General features: G+C 63.9%; 19 protein-coding genes and 3 pseudogenes. 5 read left to right on the top strand and 17 right to left on the bottom strand.

Translation table 11 applies throughout. The features are described from left to right. Positions 1-17 precede the first annotated feature (17 nt). The 6 genes and pseudogenes from AC4D2F_RS01010 to AC4D2F_RS01035 form a co-directional block, all read right to left on the bottom strand. Positions 18-1403 carry a sensor histidine kinase gene (locus tag AC4D2F_RS01010; protein ID WP_490909163.1) on the bottom strand — a complete coding sequence of 462 codons (1386 nt, stop codon included), beginning with the start codon at positions 1401-1403 and terminating at the stop codon, positions 18-20. Beyond that, positions 1403-3058, bottom strand: a complete 1656-nt coding sequence (locus tag AC4D2F_RS01015) for an NAD(P)/FAD-dependent oxidoreductase (RefSeq protein ID WP_490909164.1) — start codon at positions 3056-3058, stop codon at positions 1403-1405. Before AC4D2F_RS01015 ends, AC4D2F_RS01010 begins: the two co-directional genes overlap by 1 nt. A gap of 130 nt (positions 3059-3188) precedes the next feature. After that, positions 3189-3371 (bottom strand): annotated as a pseudogene (locus AC4D2F_RS01020) (recombinase family protein); the annotation flags it as partial. Positions 3372-4201: 830 nt separating this feature from the next. Continuing rightward, positions 4202-4744 (bottom strand): hypothetical protein, encoded by a 543-nt coding sequence (locus AC4D2F_RS01025; RefSeq protein ID WP_490910551.1) that lies wholly within the window; start codon positions 4742-4744, stop codon positions 4202-4204. 58 nt (positions 4745-4802) lie between these two features. Next, positions 4803-5405, bottom strand: a pseudogene (locus AC4D2F_RS01030) (EAL domain-containing protein); the annotation flags it as partial. Positions 5406-5568: 163 nt separating this feature from the next. Then, positions 5569-5745: a DUF1059 domain-containing protein gene (locus tag AC4D2F_RS01035; protein WP_490909165.1), complete on the bottom strand. Its 177-nt coding sequence runs from the start codon at positions 5743-5745 to the stop codon at positions 5569-5571. Between the two features lie 392 nt (positions 5746-6137). On the opposite strand from AC4D2F_RS01035, the gene AC4D2F_RS01040 reads away from it, so the two are divergent. Continuing rightward, entirely contained in the window at positions 6138-7724 is a 1587-nt protein-coding gene (locus AC4D2F_RS01040; protein WP_490909166.1) for a sensor histidine kinase, read from the top strand. An 836-nt stretch (positions 7725-8560) separates the two neighbouring features. Here the strand turns inward: AC4D2F_RS01040 and AC4D2F_RS01045 are convergent. Then, positions 8561-9223: an ANTAR domain-containing protein gene (locus AC4D2F_RS01045; protein ID WP_490909167.1), complete on the bottom strand. Its 663-nt coding sequence runs from the start codon at positions 9221-9223 to the stop codon at positions 8561-8563. Positions 9224-9598: 375 nt separating this feature from the next. Continuing rightward, positions 9599-9751: an ANTAR domain-containing protein gene (locus AC4D2F_RS01050; protein WP_490909168.1), complete on the bottom strand. Its 153-nt coding sequence runs from the start codon at positions 9749-9751 to the stop codon at positions 9599-9601. Between the two features lie 380 nt (positions 9752-10131). Here AC4D2F_RS01050 and AC4D2F_RS01055 point away from each other — a divergent pair, with 380 nt between their 5' ends. After that, positions 10132-10716, top strand: coding sequence for a TetR/AcrR family transcriptional regulator (locus tag AC4D2F_RS01055; protein WP_490909169.1), 585 nt, complete (start codon positions 10132-10134; stop codon positions 10714-10716). A gap of 285 nt (positions 10717-11001) precedes the next feature. Here AC4D2F_RS01055 and AC4D2F_RS01060 read toward each other — a convergent pair whose 3' ends face one another. The 4 genes from AC4D2F_RS01060 to AC4D2F_RS01075 all read right to left on the bottom strand — a co-directional run bounded on the left by AC4D2F_RS01060 (position 11002) and on the right by AC4D2F_RS01075 (position 14127). Further along, positions 11002-11391: a hypothetical protein gene (locus tag AC4D2F_RS01060; protein WP_490909170.1), complete on the bottom strand. Its 390-nt coding sequence runs from the start codon at positions 11389-11391 to the stop codon at positions 11002-11004. Between the two features lie 14 nt (positions 11392-11405). Continuing rightward, positions 11406-12164, bottom strand: coding sequence for a GAF and ANTAR domain-containing protein (locus tag AC4D2F_RS01065; RefSeq protein ID WP_490909171.1), 759 nt, complete (start codon positions 12162-12164; stop codon positions 11406-11408). Positions 12165-12173: 9 nt separating this feature from the next. Next, entirely contained in the window at positions 12174-12923 is a 750-nt protein-coding gene (locus AC4D2F_RS01070; protein WP_490909172.1) for a GAF and ANTAR domain-containing protein, read from the bottom strand. 475 nt (positions 12924-13398) lie between these two features. Further along, the gene (locus AC4D2F_RS01075; protein ID WP_490909173.1) at positions 13399-14127 is read right to left on the bottom strand and encodes an ANTAR domain-containing protein; all 729 of its coding nucleotides are present in this window, start codon (positions 14125-14127) and stop codon (positions 13399-13401) included. A 364-nt stretch (positions 14128-14491) separates the two neighbouring features. Here AC4D2F_RS01075 and AC4D2F_RS01080 point away from each other — a divergent pair, with 364 nt between their 5' ends. From AC4D2F_RS01080 to AC4D2F_RS01090, 3 genes are all read left to right on the top strand, one after another. Further along, a complete protein-coding gene (locus AC4D2F_RS01080) occupies positions 14492-15175 on the top strand; it encodes a GAF and ANTAR domain-containing protein (RefSeq protein WP_490909174.1) in 684 nt (227 codons plus the stop codon). A gap of 23 nt (positions 15176-15198) precedes the next feature. After that, positions 15199-15912 (top strand): GAF and ANTAR domain-containing protein, encoded by a 714-nt coding sequence (locus AC4D2F_RS01085; protein ID WP_490909175.1) that lies wholly within the window; start codon positions 15199-15201, stop codon positions 15910-15912. 274 nt (positions 15913-16186) lie between these two features. Next, positions 16187-16426, top strand: a complete 240-nt coding sequence (locus AC4D2F_RS01090; RefSeq protein WP_490909176.1) for a hypothetical protein — start codon at positions 16187-16189, stop codon at positions 16424-16426. A 183-nt stretch (positions 16427-16609) separates the two neighbouring features. Here AC4D2F_RS01090 and AC4D2F_RS01095 read toward each other — a convergent pair whose 3' ends face one another. The 5 genes and pseudogenes from AC4D2F_RS01095 to AC4D2F_RS01115 all read right to left on the bottom strand — a co-directional run bounded on the left by AC4D2F_RS01095 (position 16610) and on the right by AC4D2F_RS01115 (position 19682). Beyond that, the gene (locus AC4D2F_RS01095) at positions 16610-16735 is read right to left on the bottom strand and encodes a hypothetical protein (protein ID WP_490909177.1); all 126 of its coding nucleotides are present in this window, start codon (positions 16733-16735) and stop codon (positions 16610-16612) included. A 354-nt stretch (positions 16736-17089) separates the two neighbouring features. Further along, positions 17090-17431 carry a hypothetical protein gene (locus AC4D2F_RS01100; protein ID WP_490909178.1) on the bottom strand — a complete coding sequence of 114 codons (342 nt, stop codon included), beginning with the start codon at positions 17429-17431 and terminating at the stop codon, positions 17090-17092. A gap of 71 nt (positions 17432-17502) precedes the next feature. Further along, a pseudogene (locus tag AC4D2F_RS01105) lies at positions 17503-18204 on the bottom strand (DNA/RNA non-specific endonuclease); the annotation flags it as partial. A 222-nt stretch (positions 18205-18426) separates the two neighbouring features. Continuing rightward, a complete protein-coding gene (locus AC4D2F_RS01110; protein ID WP_490909179.1) occupies positions 18427-18834 on the bottom strand; it encodes a RidA family protein in 408 nt (135 codons plus the stop codon). A gap of 593 nt (positions 18835-19427) precedes the next feature. Continuing rightward, entirely contained in the window at positions 19428-19682 is a 255-nt protein-coding gene (locus AC4D2F_RS01115; RefSeq protein ID WP_490909180.1) for a hypothetical protein, read from the bottom strand. Positions 19683-20076: the final 394 nt, after the last annotated feature.

Consider the following 20076-nt stretch of genomic DNA (forward strand, 5'->3'; position numbering starts at 1 on the left):
GCGGGCGTTGTCGAGCGTCAAGGCTGGACGAGTGGGAGGCAGACACGGAATACCGTCCTGCCGGGAACGGATTCGAGATCGATCGTTCCTCCGTGCCGCTCGACGACGATTCTTCGAGCGATATCCAGACCAAGTCCGGTCCCTTTACCGACGTCCTTCGTTGTGTAGAACGCCTCGAAAGCCCGCTTCGCTACCGGTGGTGGAAGACCCGGACCAGTGTCACCGATTTCTACCGTCACGTCGGCTCCGTCGCTGAGAGTAGTCACCCTCAGGGTGCCGACGCCATCCATCGCGTCCACTGCGTTGTCGATGAGATTGGTCCACACCTGGTTCAGCTCGCCCGGGTAAGCATCAATAGAGGGAAGGTTATCGCTGTACTCGCGCACTATTTCCACCCCACCGCGAAGCTTGTGCCCCAGCATGACCAGCGTGCTTTCGAGGCCTTCGACCACGTCGGTGTTCTGGCGGGAGCCCCTGTCCATCTGTGAATAGGACTTCACTGCTGCGACGAGCTCGGAGACCCGCCGTGTTGACTCCCTTACTTCGGAGAGCAGCTTCTCCATGGACAGGGTAGCGGCTACCCACGCCAGCGCCGGATCCAGGGCGGGCCCGTCGAACAGCGACTCAGCACGGTTGCACCATTCCAGGTCGGCGCCGGCAGCGGCGAGGGTCGGGCCAATAACCCAATCCCGTTCTACGTTCCGCGCTGACAGCCAATCGGCCAGGAGATCCTCTAGATCTGCAAGCTCGAGTGCATCCGGAACTGACGCCGTCGTCGTAAGTTCGGCGCGCAGAGCCTCCAACCCAGCGAACTGGGCAGGAGTGATGCCGGTGCGGGACAGGCGACCGACGGAGGTGAGCAGCATCTGCGAGGCGTTTTCCAGGGCGTCCACCGCGCGGCTTGCCGCCGCGGCCGGGTTGTTGATTTCGTGGGCCAGGCCGGCCGAGAGCGTGCCGAGCGTCGCCAGCGCCTCTCGCTGTCGAATAGTTGACTCGACCCGGCGTACCGTCCCGTACAGGCCCTCGATGAAGTGCACGCCAAAGGGGAACCACTCGGCGTAGAGCCTTCGCAGGGCCGTGGCTGGGACCCGGAGTAGCCGTCCCTCCTCACTTCCCCGCCCGGTGGCCAGGTAAACACTGCTCTCATCCCAGGCACGGAAGCCGCCGGCCCATCGTCCAGGCACATCCATCGTTCCGACGACGGTGTTCTCACGTCCGATGTGACGAAGCAGCTGGAGGGCGCCGTCGACGAGGACCCACCAGAAGTCCGCCGGTTCGCCCTCGTCCCATAGGTTCACGCCGGGTTCGATGAGGACCTCGGCACCCGTTTCGACGAGGTCGGAAAGTTGTTGGTCGCTGAGGCCCTTGAAAAGACTGATGCCCCGGAGCTCGCTCGCGTGCATCAGATGGTTCCCAGGTAGCGGTGCACGAGATAAACAGCCATCGCGCCTTCACCGACCGCTGATGCCACACGCTTCATGGAGTCAAGCCGAACATCACCGGCGGCAAAAACTCCGGGCACGCTCGTCTCCAGCGCGAATGGTCCGCGGGTCAGTGGCCAGGGCATCGGATTACCGGGATTTATCAGGTCGTGACCGGTGACGATGAAACCGAACTTGTCACGAACAATCTCCGCACCCAGCCAGTCGGTTCGAGGAGAAGCACCGATGAAGATGAAGAGCCAGCTGGCCGCCACCTCCTGCGTCAGTCCCGTGTCCCGGTCGGCGAGTTCCAGGAACTCGAGGTGCCCATCTCCACGGGCGGCCACAACCTCGCTCCGGTAGCGGACCTCTATCACCGGTGAAGCGAGGATCCGCTGCACGAGGTACTGAGACATGGTGGTCTCGAGCGTGCCTGACCGCACGAGGAGGATCACCCGCTTTGCGAATCGCGAGAAGTTGATGGCGGCCTGGCCGGCCGAGTTGGCGGCTCCGACGATGTAGACATCGTCACCCGCGCACTGGTCGGCCTCGCTGGCGTTGGCGCCGTAGTAGATTCCCCGACCGCTGAAAGTATCGATGCCTTCAGCTTCCAACCTCCGGTAAGAAACGCCGGTGGCGATAATGAGTGCCCGTGCCTCCAACTCTCCCGAGCCCAAGAGCACTGCCCGCGCCTGCCCTCGCGATTCGAAGCCCACCACGTCGTTCGCCAGTACCACTTCCGCGCCGAAGCGTGACACCTGCGCCATGGCACGCTGCGTCAAATCGGAGCCGCTCAGGCCCTTCGGGAAGCCAAGATAATTTTCAATAGCGGCGCTCTGGCCTGCCTGTCCGCCCGGCGCCTCGCGCTCGACGACGACGGTGCTGAGCCCCTCAGACGCTGCGTAAACGGCCGCGGCCATACCGGCCGGTCCACCTCCAACAATGCAGACATCGTAGAGAGGCCGCTCAGCAACGGTGCGCAGACCCAGGGCGGAGGCCAGATCGAAGGTCGAGGGGGAAGAAAGCACTGAACCATCGGGCAGGATAACCAACGGCATATCCGCCGTGCTCGCTTCCGCAAGATCCAGCAGGCGCGCGGCCTCAGTGTCCCTTTCGATGTCATGCCAGCGGTAGGGCACATGATTGCGGGCCAGGAATGTCTTGATCTCGTGGCTACGGTCCGACCAGCGGGCGCCGATCACCCGCACGTCGGATGTGTGATCGGGATTGGCCCGACGCCAGTCATCGAGCAGGTCATCCACGACCGGATACAACCGGTCAGCGGGCGGATCCCACGGTTTGAGCAGGTAGTGATCGAGCCCGATGTCGTTGATCGCCTTGATTGCGACATCGGTGTCCGCGTAAGCCGTGAGAAGGAGGAGCTTCGCCCCTGGAGCATGCGGTTGCGCGCGCTCCATCAAGTCGATCCCCGTCATCTGAGGCATTCTCTGGTCCGCCGCGATCAGGGCAACCCTCTGATCGCGCAACGCCAGCTTCGTGAGAATTTCCATGGCTTCGGCGCCGGAGGTAGCCCGGAGGATCCTGAATTCGGACCCGTATCTGGTACGAAGGTCGCGGGCGACTGCCGCGGAAACCTGCGGGTCATCGTCGACCGTCAGAATGTTCGGCTTTGTCATGACCGAATTCCCATGGTCATATCCATAGCGTGACCCATCTGTTCGGGAGACCTAGCGTGAAGCCTATCCAGAGCCGCTCAGTGAGTCCATGGGTCCGCCGAACGCGTTGGCGAACCTCAACGAGTCGCGGTCAGGGAGCAATCGGTGCGTGGTCGGGTCGCGGCTTTCCACGTGACGACCGATGCTCCTCCTTGCCGGTCCTGCGGTACTCGAGGTCATCGATGAGGGCCAGCAGGTTGCGGGTGTTACGTCCCGACCGGTCCAGTTTCCAGACCACGACCTCACCGCCCCTTCGTAGATGATCGAGGAGCCTGTCGAGCTCGGGTCAACCGGCAGTCATTCAGCTCACACCGTAGTCGGCGAACATCCGGTCACAGCCGTCGGCGGTGAGCGCTGCACACTGAAGATCCGCGTTCTGCTGGAAGGTGTTAACCCTGGCGTACCGCATGCTTCCCACTCGCACCCTCCTTGCACTCACCAAAGGTTCTTTTCCCCTAGTCGGAAATCGCCGAAGTGAGACACATTGCTGAGACAAGACACGGGCGCGAGCTTTCCCGCAGATGCTGGTTTTTCCGACTCTATGCCGAGCCCAGGCGACCGTCCGTCCAAAGAACGCACTCGCCCGGGCAGGCGGTGATTCGCATGCGCGTAACTGGAGCGGGGTAGCAGAATCCGTCGCACTCATCGCAAAGCGACGACGACGCTTCGCACACGCCTTATGCACCACTTTGTGCCCGTCTACCCGTTGCACAACCACGGAGTGCTCAACGGATCGATAGTGAGACACCCGATGGGACTGGCGCTGAAACGCTCGACGGCGCACCGCGCAGAGGCGCCGTTCCTGCATTTACCGACCTGATGCGAGGTCCGACGAGGTCGCGTCAGGAACGGAGGAAGAATCCTCGCCCGAGGATCTTGTCATAGTTCCGATCAGCTGTCGTCGCCGTCGTCATCGTCGTCGTCATTGTCGTTGTCATCGCCAGCGCCGTCGCTGTCGACTCGCAGACGCCGCCCGACCCGAACGCCCTCACGAGCACTGCGTTACAAGGCGATGCTCACGAATCATGACCTCACCGGAGAAGTAGCAATCATCACCGGGGCAGGCGGTCCGTGCCCGGTTCGAGGTGACGGGTCCAAAGCCTGTTATCTGGTTGAGTTGATGACCGCGGTGATGAGGCGGTCGATGTGGACGATGCCTGTGTAGCGTCCGGCATTGTCGGTGGTCGTCAGGGAGTCGTAGCGTTGGTGTTCATCACGAGTGAGAGCGCGGAGCAGTGCGTCTTTGAGGGGCGTGTCGAGATTGAGGCGGAGTCCGGGACTGACCACTCCGAGGTCGGCGTGCTGAGCGTCCACGATCCAGAGGGGTCGTTGATATTCATCGATGACGACGATCCGGCGTAGATACGGCTGGGCGGCGAACAGGTCGGCGGCCGCGCGCGTGCTGGGGGCGGTGGGACAGGTCTCTCGGACGCTGCGCAAGGTTGCCCCGCCGGTGTCGCGGGTGCGCACGGTCATGCGGTGCGCGAGGTCCAGGTCGATGTCCGACCACGAGGCCTGGGGTCGCCCGAGAAGGTAGCCCTGCACGAGGGGTACCTTCAGGGTGATGAGGGTGTCTAGTTCTTCGACGCGTTCGATGCCTTCGGCGAGTATCCAGGCATCGATGCGGCCGGCGAAGGCGCCGATCATCTACCAGTGCGCGTTTGGCGGGGTCCTCGTCGACGTCCCGGACCAGTTCGCGGTCCAACTTGATCAGGGCGGGGCGGATCGCCAGCAGGTGATTGAGGCCGGCGTACCCGGCGCCGGCATCGTCGACCGCGATCATCGCTCCGGCGCTACGGAGCCGGTGCAGCGCTGGTTCGAGCTCAAGGTAGGACTCGATCGGTGTCTGCTCGGTCAACTCCACGACGATCCCGCCCAGGCCGCCCTGATCGGCCCATACCGCCTGCACCTCGTGGCTGAGCAGCAGCGCTGGGGAGACGTTCACGGTCAGGAAGCAGTTGACGGGCAAATCAGGGCGGCGGGCCAGAGCACTGCGCAGGGCGGCGGCTTCGAACTCAGCGGCCAGGCCAAGCTCCCGTGCGGCGGCGAACCACACCTCGGGGTTCTTCTGCTCGTATCCAGGAAACCTCGCCAACGCCTCGTACCCGACGATGCTGCCTCGAGCGGTGTCGACGATCGGCTGATAAGCCGTCGCGGAGCCATGCCCCTGACAGACCGCGACCACCATCTCCCGCGTCACGGTACCGCGCGTCACGTCCCCGCGAGGCACCGTTGTTCCATCGATTGTGGCTGAGGCGTCGGCGAGCCCGTCCGTGCTGGGCGTCTGGGCAGGAGTAGCTTCAGCCATCACAGCCTCGCCCGCTCACGGTTCCCCTGTTCATATTGCTGTCGTGTTGTCTCGGGTGTCGTGGACCTTCGGGACAACCCAGTGTGATGGGTCCGTGGTCAGGTGCAGCAGCACCTTCAGGCGTCGAGGTCGGGAAGAGGAGACCAGTGGTCGCGGTGATGGGTCAACCAACGGACATGATGGAGGACCTGACCTGTGCCACGACATTGTCCGGTAGGTCATGGAGGCCGTGAGCCGAGGCGGCGTGGGCTGCCACGCTTGAGAGGATCTCCTCATCTGAACTGCAGACCCACCGGGCATCGCATCCGGGCACGACGTCGCCGCACGCAAAAGACTTCATCTACTGCTCCGTTTCATCGACCGCTTCTTCGCTGAAGCAACTTTACCGAATATACGCACCCCTAAAGCGGTGACTAGATGCGGTAACGGCATGTCGCCAGTCCGATAAACGTGGAGAACGGGTGGCGTCCGGGTCTGCGGCGGCTTAGGCGGCGTTGAAGAACTACTGGGAGGGGTAGGTCAAGCTGAAATAGGGCTGGTAACGGGGGCCGGAGGTTCTACGCAGCCTCTTCGTTTCTGCTGTCGACCGTGGCGGTGATAATGAATGCATGGTCTCTTCCTCGCATGAACTGTTACTGCGGTCTGCCCTGGCCACGGCGCGCCCCTTCGATGTTTGATGCTGCGCGGCCTTCGAGGGTTCCTTTCCTCGAGGGTTTGAGTCAGAGGGCTCGCATGGTGCTGAGCCAGTTACCGCTCACGGTGATCATCGGATGTGTGGTCCTGGCCGCACCTGCTGTCTGGCCAGGACTCCTGGGTGACGGGCTCTTCCAGGTCTCGGTGCTGGTCCACGTCGTGCTGTTCGTCTTGTGTTGGGTGGTCCCCTGGGGCCGCCTGCCTCCGGCCGCCGCTTTGGGTATTCCATTGGGAGATATGCTCGGCATCTTCCTCTCGCACATTGGTGCGGCCGATTTCCTGCCCGGTCTGGGTATCCTTCTGATCTTCCCGGTGATCTGGCTGGCGGCGTCGGGGTACCTGGTGAAGCTTTCGGTGCTCCTCAGTTTCCTCGTTCCACTGGTCACAGGACTCGTTCCGCTGATCAGCAGACCGGCAGGGGCCACGCCAGCACAGCTGACCAATACGATGCTTGTGGCGCTGATGCTGCTCGCGGTGGCTTTAACGGTCCGGTTCGTAGCTGCGACCCTGAGTTTGCAGCAGCGGAAGCTGGAGCGCAAAGACGCGGAACTGCGACAACTGCTTCACACCAAAACGGAGAGCGAAGATCTTCTCAAGACCATCCTCGACACCATTGATGTCGGTATTACAGCGGTCGATGCCACGGGACGCGTCGTCTTGCGCAATCGGCAGCAGGAAGCTCTCGAGCGCTCCACCCCGCGTGCGGATGACCCCGAACCCAACGCACCTACGTTGCAGCTGTATGGGCAGGATCGCGAGACCCTGTTGCCCGAGGACAAGATGCCGCTGACCCGGGCGGTGCGCGGGGAGACGTTCGCTGATTACTATGTTTGGGCCGGTGAAGGAACGGACGCGCGGGCGTTGTCGACTGCCGCACGGGGCATCACGACCGCATCCGGAAGTTTCGCGGGGGCTGTCATCGCCTACAACGACGTCACCAGCCTGCTGGAGGCCGTGACCGCCAAAGACGATGTCATCGCCACGGTGTCTCATGAACTTCGGGCGCCTCTGACGTCCATCGTGGGCAACCTCGAATTCGCTCAAGACGCAGCAGGAACACCAACAGCATCGGATCACGTCGACATCGCCTACCGGGCCGCCGAGCGCCTGACGACGTTGGTCTCTGACCTGCTGTTGTCGACTTCGGCCGCGGTGACGGTCCACCCGCGCCAAACGGACATCGCGGGCCTCATCGATTCGGTCATCGATGCGGTATCACCCCAGGCAGCGACCGCTGGCATCGAGATCAGGACGGATGTCCCGGCGCCCTTGTGGACGCAGGCAGATCCACTGCGGATGGGTCAGGTACTCGATAACCTGCTCTCGAACGCCATCAAATACACCCCCGACGGCGGTACCGTCGCGGTCACGGCGCGTCACACCGAGGACGGGCAACTGACCTTGGACGTCAGGGACACCGGGATGGGGATGTCACCCTCGGACGCGGAAAGGGTCTTCGACAAGTTCTTCCGCACCGGGGCAGTTCGTACCTCAGCGATTCCTGGGACAGGGCTCGGGCTATCCATCACCAAAGCGATCGTCGAAGGACACCGCGGGAAAATCTCCTGCAGGAGTGAAGTCGGCAAAGGCTCCACATTCACGGTCAATCTCCCCGCCCTAGCCTGAAGCCAGAACCGCCCGCAGCGCCCCTTGAGGAGAAGACAGGTACCCGAGCACCGTTCCCGGGGCTGCGTTCAGCGACGCCGACGCGCTAGACCTCCAGCGCATGGCGCTGGATCTCGAAGTCGAGATCTGGGTCGGCGACACCGACTAGGAACCAAGGGTTCATGACTCCGGTCGACGCAGGCATGCCCGCTATCTGAGGTTCACGCCAGGGCTCGACATTAACGGTGGGGCCCACTATCAGGTGTGCGTTGTAGCTGGAGAGGGGCATTCAAGCACAGCTCCCCTATAGCCGCTAGGGCAATGTTTCGACGCCGGTGCCAGCTATCTTTTCTGGACTGAGAAGCCTACGCTTCGAGGGACTCAGGGTCCAGAAAGCGGCCTCGGGTAGGCGCCCACGTTAGGCACCCATGAAAACCTCTAATCTTCACCCCGTCGGATCCAGTGTCGGTCTCACCGCGGAGCCCGGTGAGGTACATGTCGGGCCGCAGCGTGAACTTCCCGACCCGGGCCGCGCGGTCGAGGTGGTGGCCTTCGCTCGGAGGTTCGAAGCGCTCGAGCAGGCATGGGAGCTGGAGGAGCGAACGTTCACAGCGGCAGAGGTCTCCGCCATGCCTGTCCAGCGGTTGCGCCGATTGTGCGATGCAGCGTTTGCCGCCCTCGATGCTGATTTCCCGGCCTGGGGTGCCCGTGACGAGTACGAGCTTCTGCGCGCCGAACTCACTGCCCGTGCGAAGGCTCTCCAGGATCGGCCGAGGTCTGACCACAATTGAGAGGGTCTCGGTCCATCGGCTGTGGTTTACCCGGTCATGGGTGGCGCCGACTGAGGACCAGCGTGATCACAGCGCCTTGAGGAGCTCCTGCAGCGCCCGGTCGCGGACCTGGGGCTGGTCCTGACCGGTGAGTGTCACGGCCCGGTCGATGATCTCCTGGGCGATGACGACGACCTTGCGGTTGGTGCGCTGACTGTGGGAGCTGAGTTGGGCGAAGGCTTCGGTCGCGGTGAGGCCAGCGCGGCCCATGAGGATGCCTTTGGCCTGCTCGATGACGGAGCGGCGGAGGGCGGACGCGGCGACGGCCTCGTTGGCGAGCTGGTGTCGGTCGATGTGGATGGAGCGGGTGAGGTCCACGACCAGCGCCCAGACCCCGACGGGCTCGGTGTCCTCGACGATCAGGTCCGCGGAGATGAGGAGTTTGCGGGTGGTGCCGTGGAGGTCCCTGAGGGACGCGTACACCGAGGATGGTCCGCCGCTGGTGGTGACCTTGGTCCAGAACGCCTGGACAGCGTCCCGGTCCGCGGGGTCGAAGTGGGACATGCCGAGTTCCAGGGTGGGGACCACGTCGCCGCGTTCGTAGCCGTGGATCCGGTACAGCTCGTCCGACCAGTTGTAGGTGTCGTCGGCGAAGTAGTGCTCCACGGTGCCGGTGGGGCAGTCGATGAAGTACTCGACACTGGACACGGCTTCGGGCAGGGGCACGGACGAATCAAGGGTGGAGGTCATGACAAAGCCGTTCGACGCGGTCTGATCCGGGCTAGCGTCTTAACCCGGACCTCAAAAGAGCAGACTAGCAAGAGCCGGCTAATCCCTGGCCGCCCCGCTACTAACCCGGTAGCTACCTGAGGAGCATCGCCCACCCCCGGCAGTCTGAAGCAGAGGCCAACGGGTTGCCGGTGTCCCTCCGGTGGCCGGCTGCTTGACGACTGGAGGGACTCCCACGTTCGTGCACGAGGCTCGTCGGTGTGTCCGGCTGAGGCCCGCGGACAGATCCGGGGACATCGTTAGGGTGACACCAGTATGCGGCCCCGATTATGCAGCGCCGCCGGAGGCGCCATCAAGATCAGCTGTAGTTATCCCTGCACAAAGTGCTACGAATTCTCAAACCGCGATGCTCTCACCGGGGAGTTTGCCGTTGCTGATGAGGTGCTCGGCGACGCTCCACAGCTTTAGGTGGGTGCGCTGGCTGGCCATCGACAGCACGATGAACGCCTGCTCACCGATGATCTTGTGGCATTCCACGAGGATGCCCAACGAAAAACTTCAGCATCCCCTCAGCGGCATAAACCCGTCAGTGAGCTCGTTGCCGCCTGATCCCCGAAAAAGCGAGTTCAACCCTGCCCCTGCCGGCACAGCTCCCGGACCAGAGCGCTGGCAAAACTGGCCAGTGGGGCGGGTACTCCGCGTGGTTCGGCCACCGGAGGACAGACCACGGTGATCAAATGGTGATCGGGTGGTGATCTTGAGGTTTCGCTCAGGAACCAGGACCACCACCTGCGGGGTCTCATGTCCGCTGCGTGCTCATCGATGGGGGCGAGGAGCGCTCCTCGTGCAACCAAGCAGACCAGTCTGTCCGGGCTGCGCTGGATGAGGGTCGGTCCCGGCACCGGCGGAAGAGGGCGTATGTTCCTGTGGTGGACCATTCTGTGAAAAACGCGCGGCAGCGGATCCTTGACGCATCCTACGACCTGTTCGTCCAGCGCGGCGTCCGGGCGGTGGGCGTCAACGAGATCATCAGCACCGCGGGAGTGGCGAAAGCGTCCTTCTACAGCCACTTCCCGTCCAAGAATGAACTCATCATGGCGTTCCTCAGTCGCCGACGGGAACTGTTCACCATCGGCTACCTGGGCGTCGAATCCCGGAAGCGGGGGCACTCCCCGCAGGATCAGCTCCTGGCGATCTTCGACATCTTCGACGAGTGGTTCCAGACCGAGGACTTCGCCGGCTGCCCCTACATCCGAGCCCTGGTCGAGACGAGCGCGGGCGATGACGTCGGCGCGGCCAGCGCACAGTATCTGCGGGACATGCGTCAGGAAGCTAGGAACGCCGCCGCAGCGATAGGACTCATCGACCCGGACGATTTCGCCGAATGCTGGATGATCCTCCTCCAGGGCTCCGTCGTCGCCGCCATGGGCACCGGCTACACCTCGCCCCGAAGGATCAGGAACCTCGGGCAACTCCTCATCATGAGCCACACGCCCCAGAATGCCGCCCTCTGATCAACTGCCATGCTGCAGCCGTTACGGCTGCCACCTGCACAACCCGCTGCCTGCGCGCTCCGAGAACCCAGTGATCCTCGACAAGGACTCGGCCCTGGACACGGCCCCGGACAGGGGGGCCTGGGCGGTGGTCATGAGAAAAGCCGTTCGGCGTGCTCGATACGGCTAGCCGAAACCTGTGTCCGAACGTACGCATTAGCAAGGACCGGCGCATCGTCCTACCTCGCGGGTCCGGGCCGGTGAGGTAGGACGATCCGCTCACTTCGCCGCCCCCTGCGTGTGGCCCTAGGTGTTGTCTGATGCGCCCTGTCCTCTGCCGTCCTCGTTAAGGTCGTCGCGGTCGTCCTGGTGGTCGAGGACATCGAGGGCGACCAGAACATCGGGTTCGTCGGATTCGTCCGATTCGTCCGATCTGTCAGGGTCGTCGGGGTCGTTGCTGTAGGGGGCGGTCGGTGGGAGTCTTTCGGCGATGAGTTCGTTGACCGCGAGGGACACGAGGTCCCGATCCAGAGGGGTGAGGGTGATCAGCCCGTTGAGGTAGGCGTCGACCTCGAACTCGTCGACGTCCCCGGTGAACGAGAAGTAGCGGACCCATACGCTCTGCACCCCGAGTCCACTGCTGTGGATGGCGTGCAGTGTGCGTTGTCGTTGTTCGTCGGGGGTGTTTTTGGACATGGTGTGCTTGGTCATCATGGATCAGGGGTGGGTTTGGTGTCGTCCTGACGTTCACTGATGATGGCGGCGATGGAGCCGATGGTGGTGTTCGCGTCGGTGGCGAGGTCGATCAGGTGGTTCATGGCTGCCTGCCGGTCCAGATCAAGGCGTTCCATCAGGATGCCGCGGGCGACTCCGATGGTGTCCCGTTCGGCCAGGGACGCTTTGACGTCGTTGCTGATCCGCTGGGGGGTGTCGCTGGCCTGGATGTGGTCGAGGAGGGTCGCGGCGGAGCGGGCGAGGTTGATCAGCAGCCGCCGGTCCTTGCCCGAGAACGCGTCGACAGTGTTCGAGTAGACCTTCATCGCCCCGAGGCCTGTCGGTTTGTCCAGCAGGGGCACGCTGAGGCAGGAGCGGATACCGAGCGGCGCTACCGCGGTCGTCCACTTCTGCCACCGCTGATCGGTGTGGGTGTCGGCGATGTACACGGGCTCACCCTCCAGCCAGGCGCTCATGCAGGGTCCTTGGCCGAGCTCGTACTGCTGGTCATCGGCTTCTAGCACGCGCGGGTCGGTCGCGCCCACGCTCATACGGGTGCCGTCCGTGTCGATGAGGCTGACGCCGGCGCCCTCGGCGGCGCCGATGATGTCGCGGGCGATCTCAGCCAAGCCATCGACCGCGTCGTGGGCGGTCTGCTCTGTGAGGAGGTGACCATTGGTCCGCCCGAAAATCGCCAACAACTCAGGCGGAAACAGGGACGGCGATGATGAGGAGGATGGGGGAGTGGTATTCACGGTGGGCCTCTAGGTGTTCTTGTTGGGGAGTTCGCCGCTGCTGATGAGGTGATCGGCGACGCTCCAGAGCTTCAGGTGGGTGCGCTGGCTGGCCATGGACAGCACGATGAAGGCCTGCTCACCGGTGATCTTGTGGCGTTCCATGAGGATGCCCTTGGCCTGACCGATGGCGTCCCTGGAATCGATGGCCTCGTGGAGTTGTCGGGTCTTCTCGGCCTCGGCGAACGCCACCGACGCGTGGGAGGCGACCAGCAGGCCCACGTTCTCCGACTCGTCCGTGAACGCATTGGCCCTGTACGAGTAGAGATTCAGGGCGCCCAGGTCGTCTCCCTCGACCCACAGCTGGATGGAGAGCATCCCCCGGGCGCCGGCCTCGGTGGCCCGCTGCGCGAACAGCGGCCACCGCTCCTCGTGTGCCATGTCGGCCACCCGCACGGTCCGGCGCTCGTACGCCGCTTCCAGGCACGGTCCTTCCCCGGTCTCCTCCTGCAGCGCGTCGATGCGCTCGGGTAGGCTGCCGGACGCGCCGCGGGATCCGACGTTCTTCCGCCCGGTGACGACGCTCACGGAGCCTTCGTCGACCCCTGGGATCAGGTCGATCGCCGCGTGGACGAACCCGGCGACGACCAAATCCGAGTCCGGTTTCTGCTGCAGCGACCGGGCGAGCTCGGCCAGTTCCGTGGCGAGATCACGGACCCGTTCACGACCGCCGTGGTGCGACGACGGCATACCCCTGCCCACCCCGGATCCCTCGCTCATCATGCACGCCTTTCGGAAGTAGGATCACGGTGTGTTCGAGCCGCGGTGCGCCCACCGTAGGGTTCGTCATCGCGCACTAAGACCCGCAGAAGCACGCGACGGAACGGGTGAAGGCACCAGAATTACAGCGTTTACATTAAAGCATCGTTGCCCAGAGGCAACTCTCATCGGAGGCAACTTTCACCAGGCGCGACGTGCGGCCGAACGGCGTAGGCACGTGCTCAAAGAGACGCGGTAGCTCACCGACATTTGCTACTCCGCCACACGATGGTTACCGCCGATCTCGGCGTCGGCGTTCGGGCGGGATTGGGTGCGGTCAGCGCGGACGGTGTCGCCCTAGAGGGCGTCTCGGCGGGTGATGACCGTCGAACATGAAGGCCTGCGCACCACTCGTCCCGGTGGCGGGCGATCCCGTGGGTCCGTCCGTTTTCCGTCCCGGGTCCCTTCAGGGTGGACGGTGTCAGAAGGTTTCTAGTTACTTCGTGTAGGCGGCCTCTTCGCCTGAGTAGATCAGGTCGTGGGCGACGTCCACGAGCTTGCGGTGGCTGAGGCTGCTTTTCTCTCGCAGCATCACGAAAGCGGCGTCCGCGCTAATCTTGTGCCTTTCCATGAGGATGCCCTTGGCCTGTCCGATGGTGTCGCGACTGCCGACCGCCTGATGGAGCTGCCGCACGGTGTCGCGTTCCTGGTCCAGTTGCGCGCGTGTAGCTGCCAGTTCGAGAGAGAAGGAGGCAACCGGGGCAAGGTCCTCATCGTGGGCCTGGGAGGCTTCGGCGGCATCGAGGGCCACCAACGAGTTCAACGGGTCGTCGCCCCCGGTGAACCCGAGAGACTCAGGGAACTCTGGGGATCTAGTGGACTCGGAGGTTTCGGGCTGGTCGGATCGTGCAGCTAACAGAGTCCTCTCGTAGTGCGCTGCGATGACCTCGTAGGTCAGGTCTTCAACACGTGAGAGGCGCAGGGTGCGTATCGCCTGATGCAGGTGACCCTCCACTGTTCGCAGCGGAAGCCGCAACTCACCCGCGATGTCCCGACAGGTCACCCCCTTCGTGATCATGACCGCGATAACAACCTGGCGATCACTGAGTCCACGCGCCCCGGGCGGGTAAGGCACTTTCGTCTGCCCAACACGATCACCATGAGCATCGGTACGAGACTCGCTCTGGCGAGTGCTGCGGACGAGGTGATGGATCGTCTGCGTCATGGTGGCCCCTAGTCAGCACGGCAATGGATACACGATGCCGGGGTCCGGGGCAATAACCTAAGCCTGCTGCCGTTCTGGAGAAGTGTCAAGAGTGCCGGACCGCCTGAGGCGGTCAGTGCCGCCCCCGGGCCCGAGCCTCGCGATCTGCGCTCGTGCGAACCGGGCAAAGGAACGGTGATCCTGTGGTCCTTGGCCCCTGTCATTATGCTGATGGGGACCTAAACTTGGGGCAGTACGCTGGCGAACCCAAACACCGGAAAGCGGCGTAGCTCATAAGACGACTGAGCGCGTTGCTCCATAAAAGGGTGAGGGAGATGCTGCACCGGTCCGACTTTCCTGTTCCCCCTCTTCGGGTGGTGTCCTGATGAGCAAGGGCGAGGTATCCGGTCTGGATGAGTTGTGCTCGCGTCTTTGCGCATCGTTCATCGACGCGCTGCCGGTGACGGGTGCGGCATTGTCGGCGTTCAGCGGCTCCTCCCGGGAGACCACGCTGTGCGCGAGCGACGATCTTGCGGCGAGGTTAGATGAGTTGCAGTTCGACCTCGGCGAAGGCCCCCGGTGGGAAGCCGCCCGATCGCGCCGTCCCGTCCTTCTCCCGTATGTGCGCTCGATGGAACACGAGACGTGGCCGGTCTTCGGCAAAGCCCTCCTCGACACAGACGCCGAAGCCCTCTTCGTCTTCCCGCTGGTCGTTGGTGCCATGGATATTGGCGTCGCGGAGCTCTACAGCCTGACCCCGGGATCCTTGAGCGACGCCGACCTGGTGACCGCCCGCGCCCTGGCGGACGGGACTGCGTGGAGCTTGCTACGGCGCATCCTCGTCCCGGAATCCGAGCAGGATTCTCACGGGTCTGGCTTGTCCCCGTCCCGCCGGGAGATCCATCAGGCAACCGGCATGGTGATCGCCCAGACCGGAGAAACCGCCGCGGACGCACTGCTCTTGCTGCGGGGTCATGCCTTCGCCAACGGGCAATCGGTGCACGAAACCTCCACCGAGGTGCTGGAGCGGCGGCTGGACTTTACCTCTCGGCAGACCGATGAACGATGAGGGAGGGCTCTACAGTGGGATCCATGGAAGCCATCACCCGGGCAAGCCGGGTCAGTGCAGCATTCGTGAGAATCGCGGACACGCTCGTCGATGACTACGACGTCCTGGACCTGCTGCACACCCTCGTGGAGGAAAGCGTCGGCTTGCTCGACGCGACCGCGGCTGGGCTGATGCTGGCCGACCCGGACGGCGCCCTGCAGGTGCTGGCGTCCACCAGTGAGGAAAGCCACCTGATCGAAGTCCTGCAGCAGGAGACCGGGGCGGGTCCCTGCGTCGAGTGCTACGTCACCGGTGCCCCCCTGACGATCCGCGACATCGCCGGCACCGAGGACCGTTGGCCCCAGTTCAAGGACGCGGCCGCCGCGCAGGGATTCCGGTCCGTGCACGCCTTCCCGATGCGTGTCCGTGGCAGGACCATCGGCGCGATGAACCTCTTCCGCACCGACACGGGTGAGCTGAGCGAAGAGGACATCGCGATCGGGCAAGCCCTGGCGGACGTTGCAACGATCAGCATCATGCAGGAACGCACCCTCCGCGAATCAGCTGTCGTCAACGAACAGCTGCAGTACGCCCTGAACAGCCGGATCCTCATCGAGCAGGCCAAGGGCGTCATCTCCCATGTTTCGAAGGTCGACGTCAACGAGGCCTTCCAGCGGCTCCGCGCCTACGCCCGATCCCACAACACCAGCTTGAGCGACACCGCAGAAGCCGTCCTCAACCGCACCCTCACCCTCTGAACCCCGAAGGGTTCGCTTCACGAGGTGAAGACGATCAACTCGCTGCAGGCTGCGTTTGCGGGTCCCGCGTTTACTGACACGGCCACCGTCGCCTGCACCGTGGTCCTGATCCACTCGTACGACTGCCTATTCGTGGTGCCCGCAGATTCTCCTTGAGGACAGCAAGTGCCTGCCAGGGCCTAGGCGGCAGAAACGATCATTGCGTCCTACTGTTAGCTCGTGTGTTCTGCGCTTCGGCAGGGCGCTGAAGCCTCAAAACGGAAGAGACTGATTCATGGACGATGACCTGCGCCGTATTCGCGTAGCTGCTGCCGACAAGGAGTCCGTCGAGTTCGAACTCGACAGCGCCGCGCTCGTGCTGGAGGAAGCCATCACCGAAGCCGTCGACCACGGCCAGGACATCACCGACATCGCGGCCGTGGCCGAGCTGCCCATCGAAGAAGTCATCGACATCGTCGAACACTCCGCCTCATCAGCAGAAACGATAGCGGAGCGGTTCACCACGGGCGGGTAATGGATTCTCGACGGTCCGCCGACCCACGAGAGGTCACCGCTGCCGAGAGTCTTCCCGCTAAGCCTTAACCCCGTGAACCGCCTTCGCTCCAGCGGGGGAGCTAAGACTCAGTGACGAGCGGCAAGAGGAGCACACGAGGAGGCCGGTCAGTGAAGCACTGACCGGCCTCTTCCGTGTGGCGGTTTACTTCTGATCCCCGTCTTTGCCACCGAGAGTGTCCTTGGCCTTGTCTTTGGCCTGATCCACCTTGTCCGGGTTGTCCTGTGCTGCGTCCTTGGCCTTATCGGCCATGCCGCCAAGATCTGCCATGAAGTGCACTCCTTGCGTTAACAAGCTCCACGGCGGGGAGGCCGCCGTTCTGACCCCACCATCGTGCATCCTGCCTCCCCACGATGGCCAGCAGCAGGCAACCCAGGAAACTGACTGGACAGCTTCCTGCCGATGATCGATGCAAAGGATCCTCACACAGGCCTGCTTTGCAAGTCCTCACGGACGCTACGAGGGAACCGCGGACTGGCCCTGCGTGGACGTGACCGAAGCTTTGCCACTAAGCGCGTGAAACTCCGCCATTACGTGAGAACCTCACATGCTTGAGAGCCCGAAGCGGTGGCATAAGGCGTGCGGAACCGCACCAGGGGATTCGGGGCGCTGGCACGGGTGCCTCTAGTTCTTGAGGTCGAAGTCCAGGTCGAGGCTCTCTCGGCTGGTGAGTTCCCGCCACGTCGAGGTGATCCGGGCGGCGGGAAGTGCTGCGGTCGGCATTCGGTCGACGGCGATCAGCTGGGCCATATCCAGGCCGGTGAGCGTCGCGATGTCCCGGATGGGGACCTGGAAGGTGCGGAACGGGCCGAGCGGGGGAGCGTCCCCGTCCTCCACGGCTCCCGGCCGCGGCACGACGGGGAGGTCCTGCAGCTGTGGGGTCTGGTCCACCACGTAGCCTGTCGCGGCCAGTGCCCCGCTTTCGAGGAACACCGCGACCTTGAAGAAGCGCAGCGGGATCTCCACCCCCGGTACACGGGGTCGACGTCGCTGAAGACGGGTCCGGTGAACACGATCAGGCGCCGGCCATTGTCCGCAGCGTTCTCCAGCAAATACGTCTCCAGACCCAGCCATAACTCGAGGCCCTGGTTGAATTTCGCCGCCTGCGGTGCGGCGTTCGTGTAGTGGAAGGTGTCCTCGTTCGCCTGCGCTGCCTCGGCCCGGGTGTCACCCCAGACAGCGGATGCCCGGCGCACGAGGTGCCCGCGGTCAATGTCGTTGCGGGCGTACACCCGCTCCCCGGTCTGCTGGTCCTCCGGCAGGCGCGGATCCAGCCGCCAAGCGATGCCGGACCGGTCGAGGTCCATGAGCTTCGCCCCGTCGATCCCGAGCGCCGTGATGGCCGCCAAGCGCTTATCCGGGCGCATCAGGATGGAGAAGTGTGTGTAGGGCAGCAGGACCGTGTCGACATCGTCCAGGGACGGGATCGGCACGGTCCGACAAGCCCCCGATCGTTGCAGCGGTAGCGCTAACGGCAGCTGCAGTGGTGATGTTGCGAGGTTCGGGCACGGCGGCATCCATCGGCCGACGATACCAGCGGCAAGGGACAAGTGGATCAACGGGCCCTCCGGGTCCATGCCGATGCTCGACGGGCGCCATCTCCGACCAAGGCGCGTCACTGCTCGGGGGATCGCTCCGCATGGCCTGATGCCACAGGGGATCGAGGCCCACGTAGCACCTCGATGCCGGCCAGGGGGACTGAGCAATGTCGCCGTCCCCCTTGACGTTCCCCTCCCCATCCATGATCAACTAGTCAGTAGGCTTACTAGTTGGTCAAGAAGCCGGCCAAAGCCTAAGCCTCTCGGGCAGGAGTCGGGATCGTTGGAGTATCAGTCCGACTCCTGCCCCCGCTCCTCGCCCCCGACCCTTCCCGCCGGCGGGCCGGATCGACCGATCGTGCGGGTGCGTCGGTATCTTCCCCTGGAGCGAAAGCAGATCCGTAGACGAAACGCCGCTGTGCGTCAGTCGCGGACAGCAGCGACAGCCTCGATTTCCACGAGCTGGTTCTCGTAACCAAGAACCGTCACCCCTACCAGGGTGCTGGGCACGTCATGGGCACCGAACACTGCCCGCACAACATCCCACGCCCTTACGAGGTCAGCCCGATCGGTGGACGCCACCAGGACACGCGTACCGATCACGTCCTCCAGGGTCGCGCCCGCGTCATCGAGCGCGACCAGCATGTTGTCGAGGCACTGCGCCGCCTGCACCGCATAGTCGCCCACACCCACCGTGGCTCCAGCCTCGTCAAGGGGACACGATCCTGCGAGGAACACCAGCCGCGCATCGGCCGGCGCAGTCGCCGCATAGGCGTACTGCACCGTGTCAGGAAGAGCGGGAGAGCGGATCAGAGTTACAGCGGAAGCCATCGAGCTCACTTTCTCGTGGTGATAAGCCCCAAGTCTCCCACTTCGTCCCGGGTCATCGACTGGCTACGTGGGGGCCCGGCCGGCGGGTGTTCGGTGATGGTTGCCCGGTACCAGTAGATGGTGAAGCCGCTGCCGGTGAGGTCGACGCGCGGTGTGGTCGACGCGCTGCCCCCGGTAGTCGTGGATCCCGTGCGTCTCAACGCCCCACACCTCCACCCCGAGGACGTACTCGGTCCCCTGGAGATGTTCCTGTTGCACTTCGCGCTGAGCGGCGCGCAACATGTCCGCGGCTTCAAGGTAGCCGGCGTTGGATCGACGGAGGAAAGGAACCATTTCGTGCCGGGGATAGGTCCTCATGGCAGGAGGATACGGCCTGACGATGCCGACCCGCAGCCCAGCTTTTCGCCCGAAGGAGGCATCAGTTTGGGTCGGAGGAGTGGTGCCGTGGATGCCCGGAAAGGGTTGCCGACTGGATGGCCCGAAGGCCGCCACACATGCCCTTGAGCGGATCAGCGCGAGGTGCTGCTCGTGCGGTGAAGGCCGGCCACCGAGAATTCGTTGGCGGCCCGGATCGCAATCGATGGCTGGTCTGCTCAGAGCGCTTGCGCTCTGGTCCTCCCGCGCAGGTACTCCAGAACGGGCCGCAATTCGCTTTGGCGCAAGTCTCGGAGCGATGCCACCGGCCGGCCGGCGCATGCGGTAATGACCTCGCGTCGTTCCTCAGGAGTGAGGACGTTGGCGTTGTGCAGACCTTGCCGCACCATCAGAATCTGTCGTTCCCGCAGCGGGGCCTGTGCCGATTCAACAGCCAACGCGTGTACTTTCTCCAGACCCGTACTGATCGTCATGGGCCGATCGTAGCCAGCAAGCCTGTCCCTGCGGTGTAGTGAAAGTGACAGCGGTATGAACGGCAACGCTTAGGACAGTTCCTCGATCCGGGATGGGTGCGGATGGGACCGGTGTGACCGAGTGCGGTGAGGATTCCCGCAGCAAGGTCTTGAGCTCCGTGTTCACGCATCCGATGCTCGCCGCCGGATCCCGATGGCCAAGTCGATCACGGTAGCCCATCGTCGTCTGACGGTTGCGGGCTTCCTCGCCGAGCTTGGTGATGCGAACGGCAAGGCGCAGCGACGTGTGGCATCACGCGCGAAACCTTCAGCGACCGCGATGCCCTTATCGTCGACGATGTGCGGCTCGGCGGAATAGAAGTCACCTCCGGCGCTAGCTCCTGCAGCGAGCTTG

The sequence above is a fragment of the Arthrobacter sp. TJ-263 genome, assembly GCF_058269155.1.